Source organism: Pseudomonas sp. REP124, assembly GCF_020164475.1.
Taxonomy (GTDB): domain Bacteria; phylum Pseudomonadota; class Gammaproteobacteria; order Pseudomonadales; family Pseudomonadaceae; genus Aquipseudomonas.
In genome coordinates this window covers 36,453-62,267 of sequence record NZ_JAIQWX010000020.1, presented here as the reverse complement: position 1 = coordinate 62,267, position 25,815 = coordinate 36,453, and the positions used below count along the sequence as shown (strand labels likewise).

The following is a 25,815-nucleotide window of genomic DNA, read 5'->3' as shown; positions in this document are numbered from 1 at the left end:
CTGTCAGGCTGTCCAGGTATCGATGATCATCGCGCCTTCACGGCGCATCAGCAGACGCAGGTCCATCACGTCCAGTGGGTTGATCGGGCGGATGCCTTCGATCAGGGCCTTTTCGGTCTGGCCGTACAGGGCTTGCAGGGCAAAGCGGCAGGCGTATACCTCACCCCCCTCCTCCATGAACTGCATCAATTGCTTGTTCACCGCCAAATGCCCGGGAAACGCTTCGGCGCCCAGGGTCGGGAAGCCACGTTGCACGCCCAACTGCACGCCCGGTCCATACAGCAGGATTTTGGTTTCGAAGCCTTTGCGTAGCAGGCGCTTGGCCTGAAGCATGTTGACCAGGCCGATGGAGCCCTCGAAAGCGATGGTGTGGAAGGTGATCAGGACTTTTTCGCCCGGTTCGGCTTTGATGTCCTCGAAGACTTTCTCTTCGTAATTGACCAGGAAGTCGCCGTCTTTGTATTGGGGGATGTCCACGCTTGGCATAGTGTCGCTCTCCAGTATCTTCGTGCTTGAACGTCAGCCTGGGTCGGCTGCCGGTTGCAAGAGATAGAGCGAACGCCGTGCCAAAAAATAAAACGATTTTGGAGATCGGCTAACTATCTGATTTTGTTCAGCATCCCAATCTGATCTGGTTTTTTACAACCTATCTGCAGCTATCGCTGAACCACGCATTCCCGTAGAAATACGAATATTCGTAGTCACTGAACACGAGATTTCGTAGCCATGAACGAAGCTGACTCCCTCAACGGTTGGGCCGACCTGGCGTATTCATCACGGCACATGGTGTTTGAACACTGCGCTGAAGCCATCGCCCTGCTCAATCCCTACTCCGATCGTCTGGTGGACCTCAACATCGCCACCTGCAAACTGCTGGGGTACCCACGCCAGGAGTTGTTGGAGCTACCGGTTAGCAAGCTTTTCGGTCATCAACTGGCCGACCTGATCGTGTTTACCCAGGCGGTGATGGATAAGGGCCGCGCCTGGTCCGATGAGCTCAGTTGCAACTGCAAAAGCGGCGAACGCATCGAGCTGGAAATCTCAGCCACCACTTTGCAGATCAAGGGCCAGCAGCAGCTGATTCTGGTGCTGCGGGAACTGAGCGAGCAGAAGTACCAGCGCGACCAGGCTCACACTGAACGCACCATGCGCGGCGGGCTGATCGAGTGGCGCAACATCCTCAACCTGTTCCAGGAAAACGAACGCGACAACCAGTTGCTGCTCAGCTCAGTGGGCGATGGCATCTACAGCATCGACAGCGAAGGCCTGGCCACCTTTGTCAACCCGGCTTGCGCGCGCATGCTGGGCTGGGAAACCCAGGACATGATCGGCAAGAACATCCACCGTATTCATCACCACACCCATGCCGACGGCAGCCATTACCCGGTGGAACAGTGCCCGATCTACAAAGCAGTGCACGATGGAGTGGTCCATGAGGGGCGTCAGGAGATTTTCTGGCGCCGCGACGGCAGTTCGTTCCCGGTGGAATTCACCAGCACCCCGGTGATCTCCGATGGACGTATCGTTGGCGCCGTGGTGGTGTTCCGCGACATCACGGAGCGGCGCAGCACGGAAAACCAACTGCAGAGCGCCCTCGAAGAACTCAAGGTGCTCAAGGATCGGCTGCAAGAGCAGAACGCCTATCTGCAGGAAGAGATTCACATCGAACACAACTATCGCGAGATCGTCGGCCAGAGCGAGCCGATCAAGAAAATCATCCGGCAGATCGACGTCGTCGCCCCTACCGACGCCAGCGTGTTGATCAACGGTGAATCGGGCACGGGCAAGGAACTGATCGCCCGCGCGATTCACCAGGCCAGCCGCCGTAACGGCCACCCGCTGATCCGGGTCAACTGTGCGGCGATCCCCGCAGAACTGTTCGAGAGCGAATTTTTCGGCCACATCCGCGGCGCCTTTACCGGTGCCGTGCGTGATCGTGTCGGCCGCTTCGAGCTGGCGGACGGCGGTACGCTGTTTCTCGATGAAATCGGCGAAATCCCGCTGGAACTGCAAAGCAAACTTTTGCGCGTGTTGCAGGAGGGTCAGTTCGAGCGGGTCGGCGAAGAGCGCACGCGCAAGGTTGATGTGCGGATCGTCGCCGCGACCAACCGCGACCTGCGCCAGGAAGTGGCCGCCAAGCACTTTCGTGAAGACCTGTATTTTCGCCTCAACGTGTTCCCGATCCAGTCCCCGGCGCTGCGCGATCGCCTGATGGATATCGGCGCGTTGGCCGCGCACTTCCTCACACAGACCGGCAAACGCCTGAACATGCCTGGCCGACGTCTGCGCAACAGCGATATCGAACGCCTGCAACGCTACTCATGGCCGGGAAATATTCGCGAACTGCAAAACGTGATCGAGCGCGCGTTGATCACCTCGACGGGGGCCGACCTGAATCTGGACCTGCCGGACGAGCCCAAAACCTGCGAGCCTGCACCCCAGCAATCCTCTCCGGACGTTGCGATCATGACCGACGCGCAGATTCGCGAACTGGAACGCAGCAACATGCAGGCCGCATTGAAGGCGGCGGGAGGCAAGTTGTTCGGCAAAGGTGGCGCGGCGCAGATACTGGGGCTGAAACCGACAACATTGGCGTCGCGGTTCAAGCGCCTGGGTATCAAGCTCGAATAGAGGCTGTTCAGCCTGGATGCGACAGCTTCTTGAGTGAACACGTACCTCGGTTCAATCCGATCTCGGTGTCCGGTTGCTACTTTAAACAGGCTACTCGGCAACGTCTCGATAGCGAAGCGCAGATGGCAGGCAACACGGTTGCTCGATCATGCCCTCATATCTTTCAAGGCAACCATGACTCCCGAGCCCCATTGATTCAAGCTTTTCGAGCGTCATTACCCGGAAGCATGCCGGTGAGCACATCATCTCCATCAATGAAATGATGCTTCAGTGCAACCAGGACATGACCGCCCACCAGCGCCCCACACAACCACGCTGTGTATGTATGAACCCACTTGGCCAGGTCATACAGATCTTTGTCGGGTGCGACCAATGGGGGCAAAACGAATAGCCCTGCCACCATGATCTGTTTGTCCGCTACCGAACTCCAGTACCAGCCGGAAACAGGCAGGCCAACCAGAGCAACGACATACAGCAGAATATGCCCGACCAGTGCTCCCCGTTTCATGGTTAGACTCATCTTCTTCGGAAGCGCCGGCGCAGGATGAGTCAGGCGCCAGGCGATTCGAGCGACAACTAAAAACAGAAGCGTGCTGGCCATGGCTTTATGCAAAAACGTCAGCTCATGCTGAGCGTTCAGTTCCTCGCGCCAATGTGTCGCCAGCATTCCAATACACCAAGCCCCCAACCACAGGAGCGCCATGCCCCAATGCAGCCACTTTGCAGTGCTGGTATAGCTGTCTACCTTTGCCATCGCGGTACCCATTCAAACAGATCATTGCGGGCAATTATGGTCAGCACAGCCCATCAAAAAAATCACTTTTTTTGAGTTGAATTGATCTATTAATTTGATATGTGAGCCTCACCTATGGCATTCACCCGCGTCAAATTCATACTGGAACCTCACGAGGTTTCATTCTCATAACGTGGAATGAGCATGGCGCCGGGACGAGTTCATGACCTCAATAAACCACTCCCTGGATGGCAATTGATGTACTCAAAACACTGCGCATCAGCCGGAATCACCGACACCTCATGGTACAAACGCAGTGCAACCTGGAAATCCAGGGCCCGCACGTAGCGCATGAATCCTCCGAAGATAGCCAGGTGAGTCGGGTGAGTTTTTGCCCACTCTTCCAAGTGAGCCAGATCGTCGAAATGTGCCAGGCCGAAACTCTTTTCGAGTGGCTCTCCGGTAGTGGTGTCCAGCACTCTCATGAAGCGACAGGACAGGCAGCCCAATGCCCTGCCCTGATCTCGCAGATACGTCATACCCTCCTCCAGCACCGGCTGGATGTCTTGAAGATACAGGTGGCGCTCTTTGTCGCGAGTGGCCGCCCAATCCTGACCGGAACGGATGAGGCAAAGATTCTGCCGGCCGGGAAGCCGAACGCGAGACTGAACACTGAATGTCGAAGCCTTGGGCTTTTCACCCTGCAGTGGGTCAGTTTGAGCGATGGCAAATCGGTCACGCACACTGCCCCAGTAGCCATGCTCCTGAACAGGGTTGTCACTCAACGATTTGGCCAAGTGGCTGACCCCCTCAGGCGCCCCGAGAGAAGCCTGGAGCGTTTCGAAACGATCGGTGGTTGGGCTGACGATCTCGATAAACCAACCCACTTGCTCTGTTAGCCGTTGCGGGTCGTTCCACCATGCATCGAATCCGCTTTCCTGACGCCAGCGCTCGAAGGTCACAGGATCCGACCAATAAGCGATGGCGATGAGGTTGTGAAAACCTGCAGCATCCTGACAGTGAGCAGGATCCCAATAGCCTGGGCCATCGGGCAACGAGAACAGGCTCGTGATCGGCGCTAGCGCCTCGATCCCCGGAGTAGCGGCTGACTGTACCCCGAAATAGGCCATGACCACCTGACCGATCAAAGGGTCGAACCGTGTGGCCCACGCTGGAAAAGGAGGTGTATGGCCCTCCGACATTGCCGCAGGTTGGGTACGTGTTGCACGCAGGTGCGCAGGGATAGCCGATTCCATATACGCCTCCGATGTTTCGTCAAATTGGGTCGAAGTCATTCACTATAGACGTCACCAGGCTCTCCCTTTCCGAGATGAAGGTAGTGCAGACCCCTTCTCCGTTTTCAGTTTGATCACTTCACCCGGTTCATGGCCGAAGAACGCAAAAACCGGGCAGACCCGGTTTTTGCTAAACGCTTGTGAATCAACCGCCTCAGGCTTGGAAGTCCGTGGACAGAGCCAGCTCTTTCCACTCAGCCAGTTCGGCCTCCACAAAGCGGTTCTTCTCGCCGATGCGCGCTACAGTGTCGCTGCCCAGTGCCAGACGCTGTGGCGGCTTCGGTGCGTTTACCAGGGCCAAAATCGCTTCCGCGAACTTAACCGGATCGCCAGGCTGTGCATGGTTCGCAGCTTCTGCGTGCTTGCGCATCACGCCTACGGTGTCGTCGTAATCCGACAACTCCAGAGCAGTCTTGATCAGTGACTGCTCATCGAGAAAATCGGTGCGGAAAAAGCCTGGTTCAACAACGGTCGCGTGAATACCCAGCGGCGCCAGTTCCTGGTGCATGGCTTCGGTAATGCCTTCCACCGCAAACTTGGTGGAACCGTAGACACCCCAGCCCATGTAAGCCTGGTAGCCGCCGATCGAAGAGATGTTGATGATGTGTCCACTGCGCTCACGACGCATGTGCGGCAGTACAGCGCGAGTGACATTCAGCACACCGAAAACGTTGGTGGCGAACAGACGTTCAGTTTCGCTGGCACTGGTTTCTTCTACTGCACCCAGCACACCGAAACCGGCATTGTTGACCACCACATCGATGCGGCCGAAACGCTTGATCCCTTCCGCTACCGCCTGCTGCGATTCTGTCTCGCTGGTGACATCCAGACGTACTGCCAGAAGGTTCGGGTGGCTGCCCAAACGATCCGTGATGTCTTGTGGGTTACGAGCGGTGGCAATCACTGCGTCGCCGGCACGCAGAGCGTGTTCTGCGATGAGGGTACCAAAACCACGGGAAGCTCCAGTAATGAACCAAGTACGCATTTCAACTCCTCCTGTCAGCGACCCGAGCGTTATTGCCGGGCCTTCTCGATGAGTTGACGCTACTTTAAATCTGCATTACTGATGTGATAATCCCAGGTATTTTGCATGACTTTGTGAAAGGTGCTCACAAATGAAATCCCCCTCTACCGCCGACCTGTCGATCTTTCTCTGCATAGCCCATCATCTGAATTTCAGCCGCGCGGCGGTGGAGCTAGGCCTTACTCCCTCAGCTCTGAGCCACTCCTTGCGAGCTCTGGAAAACCGACTGGGCGTGCGTTTGTTCAATCGCACCACACGTAGTGTTGCGATGACAGAAGCCGGGGAGCGTCTTTACACCCGGCTCAAACCGGCTTTTCGAGACATCGATGATGCGCTTGAAGATCTCAATAGCTTCCGCGACAAGCCATCAGGCAATCTGCGCCTCACGGCAGGCCGTCAGGCGTGCGAGCTGGTGCTGCTGCCGATTGTCAGCCAGTTTCTCCAGATGTATCCGGATATCCGGCTGGAAGTCGTAGATAGCGATGCGCTGGTGGACGTGGTGGCGGGCGGATTTGACGCTGGAGTTAGATTCGGTAATCGCCTGGAAGCAGATATGGTGTCGCTTCCCATAGGGCCAAACATGCGCTCAGTGGTCGTGGGAGCCCCGGCGTTTTTCGAACGGCACGCCGTACCACAAAAGCCAGAGGATCTTCATGGTATCCCGTGCATTCGCCATCGATTCCCCAGCGGCTCGATGTACCGCTGGGAATTTGAAAGAGGTGGAATTGCCCAGGAGATCGAAATCAACGGCCCGCTCACCCTTGGCGATGTGAGCCTGATGGTCGGCCCCGCGCAGCAGGGCCTCGGCCTGGCGTATGTTTTCGAAAACATGGTCACTGGCGCTCTGGCCGACGGTAGCTTGATCCAGGTTCTGGCGGATTGGTGCCCCTACTACCCGGGCCTGCACCTTTATTACCCAAGTCGCCGCCATGTTCCTGCACCGCTCAAAGCCTTCATAGATTTCGCCCGGTCTGCTCGTCAGCAGGCGACGTAGTTTCACGATCTGCTGGAAAGGGTCACTTCGAGCAACATCCGGTAAGAATCTATTGGGCGGCTGCTTTTGCAGCGCCAGGTGGATGGTGCTAAACGTTGTTTCTTGGCCACCGTGGTGGGAGAACAATCATGCGTCAGGATCACCTGGATGGATTGGTAACCTTCATGACGGTGGCTGAAGAAAAGGGCTTCTCAAACGCCGCTATAAAACTAGGTATTTCCCCTTCAGCTGTCAGCCAAAGCATTCGAGGGCTTGAACAGCGATTGGGGCTGGTGTTGTTCAATCGAACCACCCGCAGTGTCTGTCTGACCGAGATTGGTGAGCGATATTTGGAGCGAGTGCAACCTGCACTGGAACAACTCTCCTCTGCCTCACAAGAGCTCGGCCGGGAGGCCAGCCTTCCCGCAGGCCTGTTGCGTATCAATGTTCCGCGTGCCGCGTACTTGATTCTGCTGCAACCGATACTTCAACGTTTCATGACCATATACCCCGAAATCAATCTGGAAATACGTGTCGAGAATCAGTTGGTGGATATCGTCAGCCAGGGGTTCGACGCGGGTATCCGGTTTGGTAGCGCCGTCGAGAAAGATATGGTGGCCTTACCGATCGGCCCCGCCTTGAAGGCGCAGATCATAGCCGCTCCCGAATATGTAGCGCGATTTGGTCAGCCCGAACATCCCCGTGATTTATTGATGCACAATTGCATTGGCTTTCGACAATCCAGCACGGGGCAGATTGAGCGCTGGGAGTTCGATAACGGTGAAGAAAAAATCGACTTGCAGATCAAGGGTCGACTGATCCTCAACGACTCGGAGATCCTGGTTCGTTCTGCGATGGACGGATTAGGCATCGCTTACATGATCAATGGCTATATCGAGCCCTTCCTGCGGCAAGGACGGCTAGTAAGAGTGCTGGAGGAATGGTGCCCGGTCATTCCTTCCTTGCACCTTTACTATCCTGACCGACGCCGGGTACCCGCAAAGTTGCGCGTCCTGATCGACTTCCTACGCAGCGATTACGCTGCTCCACCACTCGAAAATCTGATTCTGTAACCCGCAGTCAAATGACACAACTGGCTGCGGTTTCGAATGCCGCCCCCTGCTCCAGCCAGAGCACTCTGTCCGCTGCAAGAATGGCCGCTGGACGATGAGCAATAACAATCCGTGTTTGCTGTGGCCGAAAAGCGACGATGCTAGCCAATACCCGTGCCTCGGTTTGCGTGTCCAGAGCCGAGGTGGCTTCGTCCAGTACCAGTACAGGAGCATCTGCCAATACTGCCCTGGCCAGCGCAATGCGCTGCCGCTGCCCACCTGACAACAACGCCCCATAACTACCGACATGGGTGTTATAGCCTTCGGGGAGGGCCATGATGAATTCATGCGCACACGCAGCAGTGGCGGCTGCGACAATTTCTTCCAGACTGGCGTTGGGTCTTGAATAGCTGATGTTGTCGCGTATGGAGCGACTCAACAGCACCGCGTCCTGTCCTACCATGGAAACGTTGCGCCGAAGCACGTCCAGGGGCAACGTCGAGATGTCACGTCCATCCAGCATGACCTGCCCACCGTGGGGTTCGTAGAAGCGCTGCAACAACTTGGATACCGTTGATTTTCCTGAACCACTGGCACCAGCAATGGCGACGGTCTCACCGGACAGCACGTGCAGACTGAACCCTTCCAGGACGGGTGCGTCCGTCCCTGGGTAAGTGAACCCGATGTTGTCGAACACCACCTCCCCGCGCCGGTCATCCACAATCGCCAGCGTTTCACTGGAGCCGGATTCCTCCTGGGGCAACCCGGTCAAGAACAGAGCGTCCGCAGCATCCTCAAGCCCCGACTGAGCCGCCCGAAGGTTTTCACCAAACCCACGCAGATAGCCTGCCATCAGTAGAAACGACGTGACGGCAAATGCAACGTCACCCGGGCGAGTGGCCCCTTTTGACCAGGCAAGCAGTGCGACGCCACTGAGCCCTGCAAGCAGTAACAACAGCAGCAGGTTCTGCATCAACCCCAAGTCGACAACACGCCGCCAAGCTTTCGAAGATGCCAGCCCCCACTCCTGCGCGACCTCTTCCATGCGTGCACGCTCGCGCGTCTCCGCTCTGAAACTCTTGATGGTTGTGGCAGCAGCCAGCACATCAGCGGCCAGTCCGCTCAACTGTCCGTCGTTAAAGTTTGCGTTCAGGTGAGCCGGGCGTATCCACTGCATGCCGACCACCAGGTTACTGACGATAAACGCGATCGCTACCAGCAAAGCAAACAGGCCAGCCAGTGGCTCACGCCAACCGATCATCACGACGAGTCCCAGCAACACCATCAAGGCCGGCCCCAAATGCACCGTGACCGCATCAGTTACCTTGTCATATCCCGACATCGACCGACGTAAGCGTCGCAACGTATCACCGGAGGACTGCACCGCATGCCAGTGGGCAGGTGCGGACAGCACATGTTCAAAACTTTTCAGCAAGACCGCCTGCATGTTTCGCGACGCCAGCGGAATCCACAAGCGATGGGCGAGATTACGGCTGATGGCGAATCCTGCGAAGGCGCCCAGGAGGATGAACCAGTTCTGCCACACGGTGGGCGCATCAGTATTCAAAGCGACGCTTTCGATCAGCCTTGCTGACGCCCAAGGCAACAACAGATCGAACCCTGTAGCGGCGAGAGTCAGCAAAGTACCCGAGATAAAAAAACCACGTCGCCGCATCCACATTCTGGCCACGAAGCCGAGCACCTGGCTGTAGGGGTAAGGACGAAATTGTTCATTCATCACGGCACCTTCACGTCCACGCCAACGCGGGCGAGGTCATCTTCAATAGCGTGGCACTCGGGAGACTCGAGTATCGGCAGATGCGGCGCATCGCTGTCTCCAAAGTGAGCGGGTAGTCGGAGCATTGCCGCTGAGATCAGGGCATGCACATGGTGAGTTTCCCGAAGGGTTCGAACAAGATGCCTCCCCCCCTCACCCTTTGAAGCTGCACTTACTAATCCAGCGGATTGACCACAAAAACGAAAAGGCCGCCCGTTTCGGGGCGGCCTTCGAGGACAATTTTACGTTTAACGCAGCGGTTGTCCCTTCATCTCAGACATTCGCAGGTAAACGATGCCGCTGATCAAACTGATCGCCGCCAGGTAAATCCAGAACAAATGGCCGTACCCACCGCCAGTCATTGCCGTCATCAGGTACGGAGAGGTACCGCCAAAGACAGTAACGGACAAAGCATATGGAAGTGCGATCCCGGTTACCCGAACCTCTGCCGGGAACTGCTCGGCCATGGTCACCGCTGAGGCTGCACCGAAGCCGGTCAGAATCACCATCGATACAGTTTGAATCATCGCCACTTCAGCCAGGCTGATGCCTTGATACAGCAAACCAAAACTCGGCCAGGCCCACAATGCTGCACTGAAAGCGAACACAATCAGGACAGGGCGACGACCGACACGGTCGGCCAGCATGCCAACGAAGGGCATGAGCAACAACGAGACCCCAACTGCAATGGATCCGGCCAGCAACGTGTCACGAATAGACATGCCAGTAATCAAATGCACTTGCGACGGATAACTCACCATCCACACGTAGTTCAGCAGATTGCCTGCCATCGCCACGCCGATCACGCGCAGCACATCCTTGCGGTGAGTGGTAAAGATCTCGCGCAGTGGGCTCTTTTTTACCGTTTTCTTGGCAACTCTGGACTGGAACACTTCAGTCTCACGGACAGAAAGACGAATCCACAAGGTCAACAACCCCATCAGAGCGGCGATCACAAAAGCCACGCGCCAGCCCCAATCCTCCAGAGCGGTGTCACTCCCGATCGATGCCAGCATATAACCCAACAGGAATGACACTAACGTACCGGCATTTATCGCAAACCATTGCCAGGAGCCTGCGAAAGCCCGGCGATTCGAGGGTGCGGACTCGATCAGGAAAGCCGAAGCAGAACCGAACTCGCCGCCGGCGGAAAAGCCTTGGGTGAGACGCGCAAGTACCAGGATGATCGGAGCAGCGATGCCGATGCTTTCGTAGTTGGGGCAGATACCGATAACGAGCGAGGCAAGCGACATCAGGAGGATGGACAGGGTCAGCCCTTTTTTCCGTCCGTAACGGTCAGCGAATGTTCCCAATACCGCACCGCCGATTGGTCGCATCAGAAATCCGACAGCGAATACAGCAAGTACCGACAGCAACGCAGTCAGGCTGTTGCCGCTGGGGAAAAACTGACGGGCCAGGATTGTGGAGAACGTCGCGTAAATCACCCAGTCGGTGTATTCCACAATCGTTCCGAGTGTGGCGGCCACCATGGCCTTACGCTCGGTTTTGCTTAACTTTCGTCCATTGGTGTTCGAACTGCTTTCCAGTTCGGGCAGGTGATGCAGGGCCGCATTACTCTCATTGTTCATAGCATTGTTCCCGTAAGCACATTTCTTGTTGTGACGGAAACGATGGCATCGCTTTTCTGCGCAGTGAAGCGAGTTTAATGCCCTACTCAGTTGACGTTTGATCAACCGGGTTCGAAATCCCATGCCGCAGGTGCTTGCGTTCCATAAGCTCAGCGTCAGCTGAGTTTTTCTCAAGCGAAGGACGCTGAAAACTCCCTTGAACAACCTATGCATAAAGGTCGAATCTGCCGCCAGTCATCAAAGTTCAGACAACAAGAGGCGCACCGACATTGTCTGTCGCGTGCACCGAGGAGACACCCGATGTTAAAAGTTGAAAGTTACATTGCCGGCGCCACCCTGCCACCGTGCACCGGTCACTTCGTGGACAAACTGGATCCGCGCAGCGGCGAAAAAATGGGCGAAGTCGCTAACAGTGGCCCGCAAGACGTCGAATTTGCCATCGAAAACGCTCACCAGGCCGTACCCGCCTGGCGCGATATGCGCCCTTCCGAACGTGGTCGTATTCTCATTGAGCTGGCCCGTATCGTGCGCACTGGCGTTAACCGTATTGGCACGCTGGAAAGTGCCGAGACCGGCAAGCCTGGCCAGGAAATGGCGGCCTTGATGGATCTGACCGCCCAGTACTTTGAATACTATGCCGGGCTGGTCAACGTCATGGACGGTGAAGTCATCAATCAGGGCCCTGACTATCACGTATACACCCGACGCGATCCGTTCGGTGTTATCGGCGTCATTCTGCCGTGGAACGCCCCGCTACATCAGGCCGCTCGCGCCATTGCGCCTGCGTTGGCTACCGGCAATACCGTGGTGGCCAAGCCGTCGGAACACACCTCCGCTTCGCTTGTAGAACTGGCAAGAATCGCCGTTGAAGAAGCGGGCCTGCCACCCGGTGTTTTCAACGTAATTGTGGGCAAGGGCAGCGTCATTGGCCCCGTCATGGCGCGTCACCCGCTGATGCGTAAAATTTCGTTCACCGGCGGCCTGACTGCCGGCCAGGAGCTGGGACGTATCGCAGCAGAACGCATCTTGCCGCTGACGCTGGAACTGGGTGGCAAGTCCGCCAACATCGTGTTTGACGATGCCGATCTGGCTGCCGCTGCCAAGGGTGCCACTCGCGCCTTTACCTGGAACAGCGGTCAGTGGTGTGCAGCTGGCACTCGCCTGCTGGTTCAGGAAAACATTCACGATCAGTTTGTTGAAAAATTCATCAGTGAAGTAGCGGCGCTGCGCGTGGGCCCAGACTTCGACTCCACCTCGGGGCCGATTACCACCAAGGCACAGTTCGAGAAAATCAAAAGCTATTTCGAAGTCGCAGAACGTGAAGGCCTCAAGCCTGCTATCGGCGGTAAGGTCGGTACTGGCGAGCATCTGGGTACGGGCTGGTACATCGAACCGACGGTATACACCGGTGTAACCAATGACATGACCTTGGCCAAGGAAGAGATTTTCGGGCCGATCGTCTGCGTGATCCCATTCAAAGATGAGGCGGATGCCCTGCGCATCGCCAACGACAGTGAGTTCGGCCTCGGCGCCGGTATCTGGAGCCGCGACATTGGTCGGGTTCACCGAGTCGCTGCTGGTCTTGAAGCCGGCCGAATCGTGGTCAACGAATACAGCGGCGGGTTCGTGCAGACGCCTTGCGGTGGATTTAAACAGAGCGGCTACGGGCGCGAGCAAGGCATCGATGCCTTGTCTCACTACACCCAGCTGAAGTCGGTCATCATCCGCCTCTGACGCGTCCCTCCCCTACCAACCCAAGCACCCTGCCGTGGATCAAACCGCGGCGGGGTGTTGGCGTTTGACAATCCGGCTCACTTGAGCTTTTGTCATCCTCATCCAGGGCCATTTATGTCGTACAAGAAGATCCCCATGAAGGACAGACTACCTCCACTCAACGCCATTCGCGCCTTCGAAGCTGTCGCGCGTCACTTGAGCATTACCTTGGCCGCCGAGGAACTGAATGTCACTCCAGGTGCTGTATCCAGGCAGATTCGCTCGCTGGAGGACTACATGGAGCAGCCCCTTTTCACGCGAGGCCATCGACAGGTCAGCCTCACGGCAGCCGGTGAACAATATTTCAATGCCGTGGCACGAATCATTGAAGAACTGCGCAGCGCTACACGGCAACTGAAGCGTCCAACTAAACGTCGGCAGATCAAGGTTCGCGCTTACACCACGTTTGCCATGCAGTGGCTGATCCCGCGCCTGGCAAGCTTTCACCATGAAAATCCAAAGATTGAGGTATTGCTCACCGCTTCCCTGGATCCGGTGGATTTTCAGAAAGAGGATCTGGATGCGGCGATTCGGCTTGGCGCAGGAGACTGGCCTAATTGCAACAGTTATGTACTGAGCGAGAACTTACTGGCCCCGGTGTGCAGCCCTGCTTTGTTGAACACTGAACCCGGCTTGCATTCGCCTGTCGACGTTGCCGAATACACCATGCTTCATTCCATAGCCCGCCCTGACGATTGGGCCTATTGGCTTGAGGAAACGGGCGTCATCAGTCAGGTCGATTCGCGCGCAGGCATGATTTATCAGAGCTCATCCATGGTCTATGCCGCCGCCATCGGTGGGCAAGGGATTGCCATGGCTCAGTTGTTTCTGGTGGGAAAGGAATTACGTGAAGGCACGCTGGTGCGCCCATTCGAGCAAACCGTTGACCGTGGTGCCTACACGTACTATTTACTGACGCCCAAGCATCGTCCCGAGCGAGAGGACATGACGATATTCCGCCAATGGATACTGGAACAGGCGCGACTGAGCCGCACAGCAGAATGAAAAAATCCCGGCCTGAGCCGGGATTGATTTTTACCTACCGAGGAGCTTTGGGCTCCCTGGATTCGCGGACAGCGCCGCCCTGCAAGTACCGGTCGATTTCTTCATCGCTGAACGCAAAGTCTCTCAAAACACTACGCGAATGCTCACCCAGATCGGGTGCCGGCCTGTAGGGCTCAGCCGCTGCGGCAGCGCTGTTGACCGGGAAACCAACCGTACGCAACGTGCCGTGTCGTGGATGTTCGATGCTCGCCAGCAATGCATTGTCAGCCAGTTGCGGATGCACCAGCAGGTCACTGTAGTCGGCGACCTTTGCACACAGGATGTCGGCTTTGCGCAGGGCTTCCAGCCAGTGCGTCGTAGGACGCGTGACAAAAACCGAATCGAGCATTGCCTGCATCAACGCCCGGTGCTTGACCCGATTACCCGAGCTGTCGAAACGCGGGTCCTGCACCCACTCCCCATGCCCGAGCACCGCGCACAAACGCTCCCAGCGATTGCCGTTGTAAGCCGCAACCATGATCCAGCCATCCTCAGTGCGGAAGGCTTCGTTGGGCGCCGCGTACGGCGCCGCGCTGCCGATAGGCTTGGGCAACTGCCCATCCTGCAGGTAGCTGGTGATGGAAGACTGCTGCAAAGCCAAGGCGCTGTTCATAAGACTGACGTCCAGATGACCGCCCTTGCCGTCGACATGACGCGCCTGCAGCTTTGCCAGAATCGACATGCTGGCCATGTAGCCCGTCACCACATCGACTACCGGTGCCTGCACCTTGCACGGCGGCGAGTCCGGCAAGCCAATCAGACTCATCAAACCTGAGTCCGCCTGCAGGATACCGTCCACACCTGCCCGCTCAGCGTAAGGGCCCTGCTGTCCGTAGGCGGAAATGGAGCAGTAAATCAGCTTCGGGTTAACCTCAGCCACCGCCTCATACCCGAGCCCCAGGCGCGCCATGACACCGGGACGCATGCTTTCAATGAGCACGTCAGCTTCGGCCACCATGCGCATCAAGATAGCCAGGCTATCGGGATGCTTGAGGTCGAGACAAACACCCAGTTTGCCACGGTTGAAGCCGTGGTAGAGCGCACTGTCTTCACCGACCCAGGCCGGGCCAAGGGTGCGCCCCAACTCGCCTTCCGGAGGCTCGACCTTGATGACCTGCGCCCCCATATCGGCGAGCAGCATGGTGCAGGTAGGGCCTGCAGCAATCTGGGTGAAGTCCAGCACCGTCAAGCCTTTCAATGCGTCACGCAACATGCTGTAGTCCTCCCGCTTTGAACGTGTCGGGATTTTTTATTGTCATGATGGCCTCCAGGCCTTAGCGGCCCTGGTACTGCGGTGAGCGCTTCTCGGAGAATGCCGCCCGCCCTTCAAGCCTGTCCTCGGTATCGCGCAGAACGCCCCAGTACAACTCGGTCAGCCGCTGCGCATCACGATCGGACAGGTGAGCGGTTTGCGTTGACAGAGATTGCAACGCCTGGATGGCCAAAGGTGCAGCGCAGGCGATGCGTTCAGCCAGCTCAAAAGAACGCTCGACCAGTTGCTCCTGGCTATCGACAACTTCCGACACCAGGCCGATCACCGACGCGTGCAGCGCATCAATGCGCTGTCCGGTCAGGGCCATCTGCATCGCATGAGCAGAAGGGACCGCCCGCAGCAACCGATGCAGGCCGGAAACTGCCGGGATCGAACCCACTACGGCTTCGGGCAAGCCGAAACTGGCATTGCTCGACGCGATGCGCAGACTGCACTGCAAGGCCAGCTCCAGGCCGCCGCCCAGGCAGTGGCCATTGACTGCAGCGATCAGCGGCTTACGCAGATCAAGATCACTCAGATCCATCAGGCGAATGTAGAGCCCTGCGTCGGCAGCCGCTTCGTTTTCCAGAAACAGCGATTCTGCATAGGAGGCCGACGATTCCCGGGTACTTTTCAGGTCGGCTCCGACGCAAAACGCCCGATTGCCGCCGCCGGTGATAATGGCTGTGCGAATTTCACGCCGGTCACGCACCTCCACCAGACAAGCACGCAGCACTCGCAGGGAATCCAGGTTCAGCGCATTCAAGGCTTCGGGGCGATCGAGCGTAATTCGCGCTACCGCCCCTTGAATTTCCATCGTTACTGGCATGGTAATTCCCTCAAACGCTGGCCGAAGACAGGCTTCGGCCACCGCAGACGTACAAGGTTTGTCCGGTGACGTAGCTGCTCGCCGGGTCGAGGAAAAACTCCACGGCATTAGCGATATCGTCTGGCGTGCCAATGCGTTTGACCGGCACGGTATCTTTCAGGCGCGCCTGAACAGCTTCCTCGAAACTCTGGAACAGCGGGGTGTCAACGATCCCGGGAGCAATCGTGTTGACCGTGATGCCTTTGGCGGCAAACTCGATGGCCAGGCTGCGGGTCAGACTGACCACACCACCTTTGGCAGCCGAGTAGTTCGCCTGACCAAAACCACCCAGCCAGGCGCGAGACGACAGGTTGACGATGCGCCCGAAGTTACGCTCCAGCATCAGTGGCAATGCAGCCTTGCAGCAGAGAAACTGCGCACGCAGGTTGGTGTTCACCACCAGATCCCAGTCTTCCTCGGTCATTTTCAGGAAGCGTTTGTCGCGCACCACACCGGCGTTGTTCACCAGAAAATCCAGGGCTCCATAAGCCTCGCCGATTTCGGCGAAAGCTCGTTCAACCGCCGAGGCTTCAGTCAGATCCAGCGCAATACCATGGACGGGCAAACCATCTGCGGTCAGGCGTTCAACAGCCTCGTTGAGCACTAGCTCGTCACGATCCAGCAAATAGGTGATGACGCCGGCCTCTGCCAGACGTTGTGCGATGCGCAAGCCGATACCACGCGCTGCGCCGGTGACCGCCGCAACCTGACCGCTTTGAAAACGTTGTGCAGACATGTCACACCCCCAGTACGTGAACGGACGACGCCGCGTGATCAACACCTGCGATGCCGCCGCCTGTGCACTGAGCGACGCCGATGCGCGGTGCGTTGGATTGACGCTTACCGGCGCGGCCCTGCAACTGCCACATCAACTCAACCATTTGCGCCACACCCGTGGCACCCAATGGATGACCTTTGGCGAGCAAGCCGCCGCTTGGGTTGACCGCCACGCGTCCACCGATTTGGGTAGCGCCGGACTTCAGCAAGGACACCGCCTCGCCGTGCGCAGCCAGTCCAAGGGCTTCGTAGTAGATCAACTCTGCGATGGTAAAGGCGTCGTGCAACTCAACCACACCGATGTCGCGTGGATCGATCCCTGCCTGTTCGTACGCTTGGCGCGCAGCACGTGCAGTAATTTCTGCGTCAAGAATGTCATCGCGGGCTCCTTCAGCCAGGCCCGATACTACGGTGGAGCCGAGAACACGCACATCTTTGGCATGAGGGCCGGCACGTTTGCTCAGAACCAGCGCTGCGGCGCCATCCACTTGAGATGGGCAGCACTGCAACAGCGTCAGAGGGTCGGCAATCATGCGAGAAGCCAACACTTCTTCCAGGGTCACGGTGGTTTGCTGCTGGGCAAATTCGTTCAGCGAGCCGTGGTAACGGTTCTTCACGGCAATCGCCGCAAGATCGGCTGGCTGAGCATCGCGCTCGTGCAGGAAACGAGTGCCGCGCATCGCGTAGATCGCTGGCAGCACCATGCCAGCCTGGGCGAAGAGGTCGGTTTTCTCATCATTGCGCTGCATCGGGATGGTGCCACCGCCCAGTTGGGTCAGTTGCTCAATCCCGAACACCAGGACAGTGTCGTACTGATCTGCCAACAAGGCATGGCGAGCCAAGTGAACAGCAGTGGCGCCACTGGCGCAGGCGTTTTCGATGTTGTAGACCGGAATACCCGCCAGACCGAGGTCACGCAGGATGACCTGTCCAAGAATCATCCCGCCCAGGACGTTGGCACAGTAGATGGCCTGGATATCCTTGAGCTCAACACCGGCATCGGCCACGGCCGCCAGGATCGCCTGTTGCGCCAGTTCCGGAGCCTTCACACCCGGGTGCTTGCCGAAGCGGGTCATCGCCCCGCCCATCACGTGCATGCTCGTCATTGCCCATCCTCCACCAGTTCAAATACATAGCCGTAGGTGTCATCTGGCAACACCCGGCAGACATCACCAATCACAGGTCGCCGTTGACCATTCACACGGCCGAACAAACGAGCCGGGCCAGGCAAATCCACATAGCCAAGGGCGAACGGCTGCAACCCGCTCTTCGGACTCGGATGGATGATGGTGTAGCTGTACAGAGCACCTTCATCGGCCAGGGTGACCGCGTCGTATTGCTCAGCCAGTGGGGAATGGACAGAAACAGGCGGGAAGACCAGCTCGCCCGATACACGATGTTGGGATGCGAGCAGACGCACAGGGGCCTCGCTGCTCCACAGGGACGTATTCATTGTTCGACCTCCAGTAACAGATGCCGCGATCGCGGCGCCATGGAGGTCATGTTCAACAGTCCATGCAAGCTGGACAAACGATATAAAAAAGCCTCTCCCTTGAGAAAAAATCAAAGAAAGAAACTCAGGAGGTTTCGAACGCCTGTCTGTACGGCTTCTGGAGGGGACTCGAAGATGAAATGAAGTCGTGTAGTGGAGTGACCACCACCACGCAGGTGACAGTCACTCTCTCTGGATCTCAGACTTTACGCAGCGCTTGCGGGTCAATCGGCAGGGTACGGAGTCGCTTTCCTGTTGCGGCAAATATCGCATTGACCACGGCCGGAGCGATCGTCACCGTCGAAACCTCTCCAAGCCCACCCGGCGCTTCTTTGCTATCCACTCGCCATGTGTCGATTTGTGGAACCTCATTGATGCGCAACACCCGATAGGTGTCGAAGTTTCCCTGCTCAACCTTGCCATCCTTGAACGTTATATTGCCGAATAACGCCGCGCTCAATCCGAACACTGTTCCGCCTTGTACCTGCGCAACGACACTGTCCGGGTTGATGGCAATACCGCAATCAACCACCGTGGTCACCTTGTGCACTTTCACATCACCACTGTCGCTGACACTGACTTCCGCCACTTGAGCTGCATAGGTGCTAAAACATGAAGTCAGCGCCAGACCGCGACCATGCCCAGGTGCCAGTGGCGTATCCCAACCGGATTTTTCCCTGAGCATTTGCAGTACCTTGATGGCTCGGGGATGTTTTTCCAGCAAAGGGTACCGATACTCAAACGGGTTCGAGTTGTTCAGTTGAGCGAGCTCATCAAGCAGACCTTCAACCATGAACGCGTTTTGAGTATGCCCAACCCCTCGCCAGAACGCGGGAGTGATGCCTGTCGGCGGTTCGTGACGAACGTATTGGACGTTCACATTGGGAAAAGCGTAGGGGCCGAATGCATCGCGAGTCGCATCACCGTCTATTCCATTCTTGAATACAGCCGGTGCCCATCGGGCGAGGATCGACCCACCCGTTACTTTGTGAGTCCAAGCGACAGGCTTGCCCGAGTCATCCAGCGCGGCACTGAGATGGTTGTAGTGAAACGGTCTGAGGGTACTGTGGCGAGTGTCTTCTTCCCGTGACCAAATCACCTTCAACGGATAATCGACCTGACGGGCGAGCTTCACAGCATCTTCAACGAAATCGACCTCCAGACGCCTGCCGAAACCTCCGCCGATCAAATGGTTATGCACCTGTATCGAATCTTCGGGAAGTCCGGTAATTTTTGCAGCAACCGCTTTAGCGCGTGCCGGCACCTGGATGCCCAACCACAGATCACAACTGTCCTTGCGCACATGCACCGTACAGTTGACGGGTTCGAGGCAGGCGTGGGCCAGAAACGGTACTTGATAGACCACCTCGACTTTCTTCCTGGCCTGAGCCATGGCCGCCGTCACGTCACCGTCGTTACGCACTTCAAGACCCGGCCCAAGGGATGCCTCTCTGATGTTTTTGAGCATCGACTCGCTGGAGACCGTGGCGTTGGCCCCGCCATTCCATTTGATTTGTAGCGCCGCCAGCCCCTTGCGCGCAGCTCCCATATGGTCGGCGACCACTGCAACCGAGTTGTCAGTACGTAATACCTGCCGCACACCCTTGACTGCCATGGCGGGTGCCGGGTCGACAGACTCCAATGTTCCCCCAACGACAGGGCTCAGCATTACAGCGGCCACTTTCAAACCTTCAGGACGCACATCTATTCCGAAGACTGCAGTGCCATTGACCTTGGAAGGCGAATCCGTGCGTTTGGCCGACGTTCCAATCAACTTGAATTGGCTCGGATCCTTCAAAGGGATGTTTTCCGGCAAGGGCAGTTTGGCCGCAGCGTCAACCAATTCGCCGTAGCCCAAGCGACGACCGCTTTCGGCGTGCAACACCACGCCCTTATCGGCGGTACAGCTGTTTGCAGGCACTTTCCATTGCTGGGCTGCGGCGCTGATCAGCAGGACTCGGGCGACGGCACCGGCTTCTCGAAGCGGTTTCCAGTTACCTGGCACTGATGTCGAGCCACCAGTTACCTGGAAGCCAAGCATGGGATTGGCATAACGTTTGTCATCGGCAGGAGCGTGTTCAATGACGACCTGATCTAGGCCGACCTCCAGCTCTTCAGCGATCAATGCCGGCATGGACGTGTAAGTCCCCTGCCCCATTTCCACCGGCTGAATAGTCAGGAAAATGCGTCCATCGCGATCAATACGAATATAGGCATTCGGGTTGAACCCGCTCTCTTGCGCCTGCGCCCCACGCATCGAAATTGGCAGTGCAAAACTGATCAACAAGCCACCACCAATAGCGGCGCCCGCCTTGATGAAACTCCGTCTGCTGATACCTTCAGACTCCTCCAATGAGCTTTTTGGTGGAGCGCAATGGGGAGTGTTCATGAAGATTGCTCCGCAGTGGAAGACGTCGCCTGACCTGAAGCAATCTTGATTGCCTCCCGTATCCTCACGTAGGTGCCGCAGCGACAGATGTTGCCTGACATTGCACCATCGATGGCCGCATCGTCGGGCTTCGCGTTGCTCGTCAGTAGCGCCGTGGCAGACATGATTTGTCCAGACTGGCAGTAACCACACTGCACCACTTCATGTGCCAGCCACGCCTCTTGAACACGCTTGCCAACATCGGTCGCGCCCACACCCTCTATGGTTGTTATCTTCGCCGTCGCCAAGGCGCTTATGGGCATCAAGCACGAACGTATGGCCGTTCCATCCATGAGTACCGTACAGGCTCCGCAGAGCGCCATACCGCAGCCAAACTTGGTACCGTACATTCCCAAGACATCGCGCAAGACCCATAAAAGTGGCGTGTCCGCTTCGACATCCACCTCGTAGATGGATCCATTGATATTGAGACTCTGGCTCATGTCTGCTCCTCGCCTTTACACGTTTTTGGTCACATGCTGGGAAGAAGGACTCAGCCTCCCGCCGATTGAATGCACGTTTGGCAGGCTAATGACTGGAGAGTATCCACTGGGTGACTGTCGCAAGATCCGCATCGTTGAGTTGCGCTTGGGGTGGCATCGGCACAGGCCCCCATTGACCCGTGCTGCCCTTCTTCACACTCTCGCCAAGTTCAGCAGCCGTTTTACTACCGTCCCGGTAGCGATTGGCGACGTCTTGCCATGACGGCCCTACCGTTTTGACCGTGGCCTGGTGACATGCGGTGCAAGCATTGCGCTGCAAAATCTGGAGCGTTGCAGCCTGATCAGCTTTGACCCCTTCCAGGGTGAACAACCCCAACACCGCTACTGCATAGTGAAGTTTGCGCATATGACGGTCTCAGATAATTTCTTTTCCCCAAGATTAGTCAGGGTATGCCATGGAATTAGCGCGATTTCATGCATGAGCTTTGAAGGAAAAGTTAAAACTGACGGCTTGGACAGGATCCGCAGCAGCATCACTCAACGACGATCCGTTCACGCCTCTACTGCGGCGTGGCGCAAATGATCAATGAGCAATCGAAGACGATTGGAAATGCTGCGACGATCCGGGAAATAGAGCATGTAGGGTGAAACAGTCGGACTCCAATCACTTAGCAAGCGGGTTAGTTGTCCCTTTTGAAGCAGGGCACTCAAGTGCCCATCCGGCATATAGGCGATTCCAAGACCATCAACAGCCGCTTGCATCAGCGCGATAGGACTGTTGTAAACCAATCGACTCTTCACCCTTATATGATGAGACTCTTGGCCATTCTCAAATGACCAGCGCTCCAGCGCTCCACGATCGCCGAGCCGATAACCAATGCAGTCGTGTTGATAAAGATCACTTGGATGATTTGGCGCGGTGCGACGAGCGAGATAATCCGGAGACGCAAATGCCCCCATTCGCAGTTCAGATCCAACGCTGACTGCCACAAGATCGCGCTCTACCTGCGCTGCCAAACCCAGCCCTGCATCAAAACCCTCCAGCACCAAATCAACTTTCGACTCACGTAAGACCACATCCACATCGATCGCGGGATAGAGCTTGAGGAAGCTGCTCAATGCTGGCCGCAGTACAGCCAAATAGGCTGATGTTGTCGCGATCAAACGCAGCTCGCCAGAGGGGACAGACGCGTTCTCGGAAATGTGTTGTGCCGCTTTTGCCAACTCCTCGACGAGAGGCTCTATCTGCCTGAGAAACTGCGCGCCCGCTTCCGTCAGATTGACACTTCGCGTTGTACGTTTGAACAACACCACACCAAGTTTGCGTTCCAGGCTTCTCACCACTTGACTGACAGCCGAAGGCGAAACGCCCAACTGCTGTGAAGCCCAGGTGAAACTGCGCTGTCTCGCTACCTGTACAAAGGTCACCAGACCATCCAGTTGATCCTGGCGCATAGCCTCGCTCCGAATGTCTGCTGACAATTGCCGCATTAGCCAAAAGATTGAAATGCAAAGATCAGTCTGCGGTGAATGCTCGACAAGCGAATAAAACGGACGACTGGGTTTCGTTTTAATCAATCCATCTTTTCAATGTCGAAAAGAAGTCTCTGACTCACAAAAGCCGCCCGAAGGCGGCATCGCACGAGTTCCTGGTGATATGAAAACGCGATTTATGCGGGCAGCAAGAACGTCCAGAGTTCATTAGACGAACTCTTTGCCGACTGCCCATAAGCGCTCAACATGATTTAGCGATCACCACAACGCCAGCGTGTAAGTCAGGATCAGACGATTCTCGTCGATGTCGTTGGTGAAGTTGCTGCGCATGGTGGCGTTCTTCCAGCGCAGACCGAGATTTTTCAGTGGGCCGCTCTGGATCACATAACCCAACTCGCTGTCACGCTCCCACTCTTGACCTACCCCGCTCCTTCCTCGCACCACAACATCGTCGCCAGAGATGTAGCGCGTCATGAAGGTCAATCCCGGGAGACCCAACGCAGCGAAGTTGTAGTCATAGCGGGCCTGCCATGACCTTTCCTCTTGATTACCGAAATCGTTGATCTGCACCAGGTTAATCAGGTAAGCGTCGGTACCGTTGATGTTGGCGAACCCCGTATCACCATCCATGCGTTGATAACCGAGTCCGAATGCATGTCCTCCCAGGCTGTAAGTAAACATTGCCTGCAGTGCGCGGTTGTCTACGTTACTGCCTCCATCATCGAGACTGCGCGCCCAGCGCAGATCGGACTTTAACGTTTGCCCCGCCGTGACGTTCCACACATGGTTGAGAGTCAGGTAATGCTGTTTGTAGATACCCTCCAGACCACCGTAGTAATAGCTGGTACTCAGATCCGGCAACCATTTGTACGTGGCGCCACCAAAGTCGAACTTGTCGCTGTCTGAATGCCGTCCCAATCGGATATTGCGAGACACGCCGTTGTAGACCGCCATGGGCTCATTGTCGGACGAGTTGCGCAGGTTGATTCGATCGAGTCTTCCCAGATCCACAGAAAGATCCTTGACCTGCGAGCTGTTCAACCAACCACCTCGAAAAGTCTGTGACAGCAGGCGGCTGTCGTTGGAGAGCGCTACCGGCAACTTCGGCATCAACGTGCCAACCTTCAGGGTGTTTTTTGACACTTTGAACTTACCTGTCACGCCCACCTCACCGTATTCATCCTCTGCCCGATGCGGCGCCTCTCGATCGGATTTGAGTAGACCTGTTCCCGTACGATCCGGGCTGGAGTCCAGCTTGATGCCCAGCAGGCCGATGGCATCCACCCCCACTCCAATAACCCCTTCGGTGTAGCCAGACTCATAACGCAATAACAGGCCTTGAGCCCACTCCTCCGCCTTGTTTTGAGCCGCGCCGGACTGCCTGAAATCGCGGTTGAAATAATAATTGCGCGCTTCCAGACTGGCCTTGCTGTCGCTGAGAAAATCGGCACTGGCGCTCTGCGAAACACCCGCCATAACACCGCAGATCAGCACTGGCCAAACCCGAACTGAATGGTGGATACGGTTGAATACAGGGAATTCCGGCCACGACGAAGCGTTGACCGGGATGATCGGATGGGACAATTTCATGACGTGCTCTCTTGTTCTTGTTGTGCCCGGTGCATTGACCGGATCGCTGTGTGCGGAGCTGATCGTAGAAATCGTCCAAAGCCACTGACAATCGATTAAAACGGTCGTCACGCCTGAGTTTTTATCAAATTGGGAGGGCCTCCAGAATCCTTGCGTATAGCGGAATACGCTTTGATTTTTTCTCAAGCCGGTGTGTCGAAAAAGTGCTTTGTTGCCCAGAGTCAGCTCTGCCTAGGATGTGCGCCTGTTCCTCGCAGAAGCCGAAAACAGTGGATCACCTGCCTTCACCTGTGCCGTGGTTAAGTGGCCGTAGCCTCTATTTCGTTCAGGGGACATTGGTCTCTGACCAAGGGGAGTTGCTCGCAACGGCCCAGGGAACGTTCAAACGCAGGTAGCCGCACGTTTGCTCACTACGTAACTCCATTCCCGGGACGAATTGTTTTTTGCAAGATTGTGTGACACAGACGCGCTGGTCTGTGGCCGCACAATCAGCTTAACTATTGCGAACCAATCATTGGGCTTGGGAGAGTGACCGCATGTCTTCCTCTACCGCTGCTAACGTCCTGCCTCAGGACGGTATCGACCTACGACGCACCGAACTGGCGACCCTGATCAAAAAATTCGCCCCGGATTTTGGTATTCACCCCACGGCGATCAAGAATTTAAACCTGATCCGCAGCGACCATCCGACTGAAGACTTGCATCAAATACTCAAGCCCGCATTGTGCGTGGTCATCGATGGCCGCAAAGAAGTACGCCTGGCCAACGAAACCTACATCTACGACCCGCTCAATTATCTAGTGGTCTCAGTGACGCTCCCCATCGTCGGCAAGGTAATTGAAGCCAGTCCGGAGCGCCCCTATCTATGCATGCGTCTCGACATTGATCCGGCGCAGATTTGTCGCTTGATCGCCGATGCCAGCCCGATCGGAGTGCCTGTCGCGCGAGACGGCGAACGAGGGTTGTTCCTGGAGCGCACCGACATATCCTTGCTGGATGCCGTACTGCGCTTGCTGAGGCTACTCGAAACTCCGGATGACATATCCGCCCTCGCCCCCTTCGCCATACAGGAAATTTTTTATCGGTTGTTGAAGGGGCAACAGGGGCAGCGTTTGCACGAAATCGCCATCCCGGACTCCCAAGCTCATCGCGTCAACCGCGCGATCGAGTGGCTGAACAATCATTACGCCGAGCCGTTGAGCATCGACAACCTGGCCCAGTTGATCAACCTCAGCGCATCAGCCCTCCATCATCGCTTCAAGTCTGTAACGGCCATGAGCCCACTGCAGTACCAGAAGCAATTACGTTTGCAGGAGGCACGACGGCTACTGCTCTCGGAAAAAAGTGACGTTTCATCAATCGGCTACAAGAAGGGCTATGAAAGTCTTTCTCAATTCAGCCGAGAATACAGCCGTCTATTTGGCGCTTCGCCGAGCAAAGACATGGCCCGCCTGCGTGCAAACGCTGGATAACGGTTGTGTGCAAGCAAACAGAATTGAGCAAATCGAGAACAGGAATCGACTAACTTCGGCGCAAGCCTCGGCCCTAATCTGAACCCATGCAGAAACACAACTGCACGG

The 25,815-nt window shown here is 56.6% G+C and carries 22 protein-coding genes; 6 read left to right on the top strand and 16 right to left on the bottom strand.

The genetic code is table 11. The features are described from left to right. Window positions 1-3: 3 nt before the first annotated feature. The gene (locus K9857_RS07600; RefSeq protein WP_224534362.1) at window positions 4-486 is read right to left on the bottom strand and encodes an MSMEG_0572/Sll0783 family nitrogen starvation response protein; all 483 of its coding nucleotides are present in this window, start codon (window positions 484-486) and stop codon (window positions 4-6) included. 240 nt (window positions 487-726) lie between these two features. Here K9857_RS07600 and K9857_RS07595 point away from each other — a divergent pair, with 240 nt between their 5' ends. Continuing rightward, window positions 727-2,631 (top strand): sigma 54-interacting transcriptional regulator, encoded by a 1,905-nt coding sequence (locus K9857_RS07595; protein ID WP_224534359.1) that lies wholly within the window; start codon window positions 727-729, stop codon window positions 2,629-2,631. A gap of 196 nt (window positions 2,632-2,827) precedes the next feature. Here K9857_RS07595 and K9857_RS07590 read toward each other — a convergent pair whose 3' ends face one another. The 3 genes from K9857_RS07590 to K9857_RS07580 form a co-directional block, all read right to left on the bottom strand. After that, on the bottom strand, window positions 2,828-3,385 hold the full coding sequence (locus tag K9857_RS07590; protein ID WP_224534368.1) for a cytochrome b: 558 nt from the start codon (window positions 3,383-3,385) through the stop codon (window positions 2,828-2,830). Between the two features lie 200 nt (window positions 3,386-3,585). Further along, a complete protein-coding gene (locus K9857_RS07585; RefSeq protein WP_224534357.1) occupies window positions 3,586-4,620 on the bottom strand; it encodes a phenylacetaldoxime dehydratase family protein in 1,035 nt (344 codons plus the stop codon). Window positions 4,621-4,813: 193 nt separating this feature from the next. Continuing rightward, complete coding sequence (locus K9857_RS07580) at window positions 4,814-5,644, bottom strand: oxidoreductase (protein ID WP_224534354.1); 831 nt, start codon at window positions 5,642-5,644, stop codon at window positions 4,814-4,816. Between the two features lie 130 nt (window positions 5,645-5,774). On the opposite strand from K9857_RS07580, the gene K9857_RS07575 reads away from it, so the two are divergent. Then, the gene (locus tag K9857_RS07575) at window positions 5,775-6,677 is read left to right on the top strand and encodes a LysR family transcriptional regulator (protein ID WP_224534352.1); all 903 of its coding nucleotides are present in this window, start codon (window positions 5,775-5,777) and stop codon (window positions 6,675-6,677) included. Window positions 6,678-6,805: 128 nt separating this feature from the next. Then, window positions 6,806-7,729 carry a LysR family transcriptional regulator gene (locus K9857_RS07570; RefSeq protein ID WP_224534350.1) on the top strand — a complete coding sequence of 308 codons (924 nt, stop codon included), beginning with the start codon at window positions 6,806-6,808 and terminating at the stop codon, window positions 7,727-7,729. 7 nt (window positions 7,730-7,736) lie between these two features. Here K9857_RS07570 and K9857_RS07565 read toward each other — a convergent pair whose 3' ends face one another. Then, window positions 7,737-9,446, bottom strand: a complete 1,710-nt coding sequence (locus tag K9857_RS07565; RefSeq protein WP_224534348.1) for an ABC transporter ATP-binding protein — start codon at window positions 9,444-9,446, stop codon at window positions 7,737-7,739. 287 nt (window positions 9,447-9,733) lie between these two features. Next, the gene (locus K9857_RS07560) at window positions 9,734-11,074 is read right to left on the bottom strand and encodes an MFS transporter (protein WP_224534346.1); all 1,341 of its coding nucleotides are present in this window, start codon (window positions 11,072-11,074) and stop codon (window positions 9,734-9,736) included. A 300-nt stretch (window positions 11,075-11,374) separates the two neighbouring features. On the opposite strand from K9857_RS07560, the gene K9857_RS07555 reads away from it, so the two are divergent. Beyond that, window positions 11,375-12,808, top strand: a complete 1,434-nt coding sequence (locus tag K9857_RS07555) for an aldehyde dehydrogenase family protein (RefSeq protein ID WP_224534344.1) — start codon at window positions 11,375-11,377, stop codon at window positions 12,806-12,808. Between the two features lie 135 nt (window positions 12,809-12,943). Beyond that, window positions 12,944-13,852, top strand: a complete 909-nt coding sequence (gcvA, locus tag K9857_RS07550) for a transcriptional regulator GcvA (protein ID WP_224534334.1) — start codon at window positions 12,944-12,946, stop codon at window positions 13,850-13,852. Between the two features lie 34 nt (window positions 13,853-13,886). Here the strand turns inward: gcvA and K9857_RS07545 are convergent, their stop codons facing one another. The 10 genes from K9857_RS07545 to K9857_RS07500 all read right to left on the bottom strand — a co-directional run bounded on the left by K9857_RS07545 (window position 13,887) and on the right by K9857_RS07500 (window position 24,121). Next, a complete protein-coding gene (locus tag K9857_RS07545) occupies window positions 13,887-15,104 on the bottom strand; it encodes a CaiB/BaiF CoA transferase family protein (protein WP_224534333.1) in 1,218 nt (405 codons plus the stop codon). A 61-nt stretch (window positions 15,105-15,165) separates the two neighbouring features. Continuing rightward, window positions 15,166-15,972: an enoyl-CoA hydratase/isomerase family protein gene (locus K9857_RS07540; RefSeq protein ID WP_224534330.1), complete on the bottom strand. Its 807-nt coding sequence runs from the start codon at window positions 15,970-15,972 to the stop codon at window positions 15,166-15,168. Between the two features lie 10 nt (window positions 15,973-15,982). Next, window positions 15,983-16,747 carry an SDR family NAD(P)-dependent oxidoreductase gene (locus K9857_RS07535; protein ID WP_224534322.1) on the bottom strand — a complete coding sequence of 255 codons (765 nt, stop codon included), beginning with the start codon at window positions 16,745-16,747 and terminating at the stop codon, window positions 15,983-15,985. A 1-nt stretch (window position 16,748) separates the two neighbouring features. Beyond that, on the bottom strand, window positions 16,749-17,894 hold the full coding sequence (locus K9857_RS07530) for a thiolase family protein (protein WP_224534320.1): 1,146 nt from the start codon (window positions 17,892-17,894) through the stop codon (window positions 16,749-16,751). After that, window positions 17,891-18,241 carry a Zn-ribbon domain-containing OB-fold protein gene (locus tag K9857_RS07525; protein WP_224534318.1) on the bottom strand — a complete coding sequence of 117 codons (351 nt, stop codon included), beginning with the start codon at window positions 18,239-18,241 and terminating at the stop codon, window positions 17,891-17,893. Before K9857_RS07525 ends, K9857_RS07530 begins: the two co-directional genes overlap by 4 nt. A 238-nt stretch (window positions 18,242-18,479) precedes the next feature. Then, window positions 18,480-20,669, bottom strand: a complete 2,190-nt coding sequence (locus K9857_RS07520) for a xanthine dehydrogenase family protein molybdopterin-binding subunit (protein WP_224534316.1) — start codon at window positions 20,667-20,669, stop codon at window positions 18,480-18,482. Next, window positions 20,666-21,151 carry a (2Fe-2S)-binding protein gene (locus tag K9857_RS07515; RefSeq protein WP_224534314.1) on the bottom strand — a complete coding sequence of 162 codons (486 nt, stop codon included), beginning with the start codon at window positions 21,149-21,151 and terminating at the stop codon, window positions 20,666-20,668. Before K9857_RS07515 ends, K9857_RS07520 begins: the two co-directional genes overlap by 4 nt. Before the next feature lie 85 nt (window positions 21,152-21,236). Then, window positions 21,237-21,557 carry a c-type cytochrome gene (locus tag K9857_RS07510; protein ID WP_224534312.1) on the bottom strand — a complete coding sequence of 107 codons (321 nt, stop codon included), beginning with the start codon at window positions 21,555-21,557 and terminating at the stop codon, window positions 21,237-21,239. A gap of 146 nt (window positions 21,558-21,703) precedes the next feature. Then, on the bottom strand, window positions 21,704-22,606 hold the full coding sequence (locus K9857_RS07505) for a LysR substrate-binding domain-containing protein (RefSeq protein WP_224534310.1): 903 nt from the start codon (window positions 22,604-22,606) through the stop codon (window positions 21,704-21,706). A gap of 297 nt (window positions 22,607-22,903) precedes the next feature. After that, window positions 22,904-24,121, bottom strand: coding sequence for an OprD family porin (locus K9857_RS07500; protein ID WP_224534366.1), 1,218 nt, complete (start codon window positions 24,119-24,121; stop codon window positions 22,904-22,906). A gap of 650 nt (window positions 24,122-24,771) precedes the next feature. Here K9857_RS07500 and K9857_RS07495 point away from each other — a divergent pair. Then, window positions 24,772-25,707, top strand: a complete 936-nt coding sequence (locus K9857_RS07495; protein ID WP_224534308.1) for an AraC family transcriptional regulator — start codon at window positions 24,772-24,774, stop codon at window positions 25,705-25,707. The last annotated feature ends 108 nt before the right edge of the window (window positions 25,708-25,815 follow it).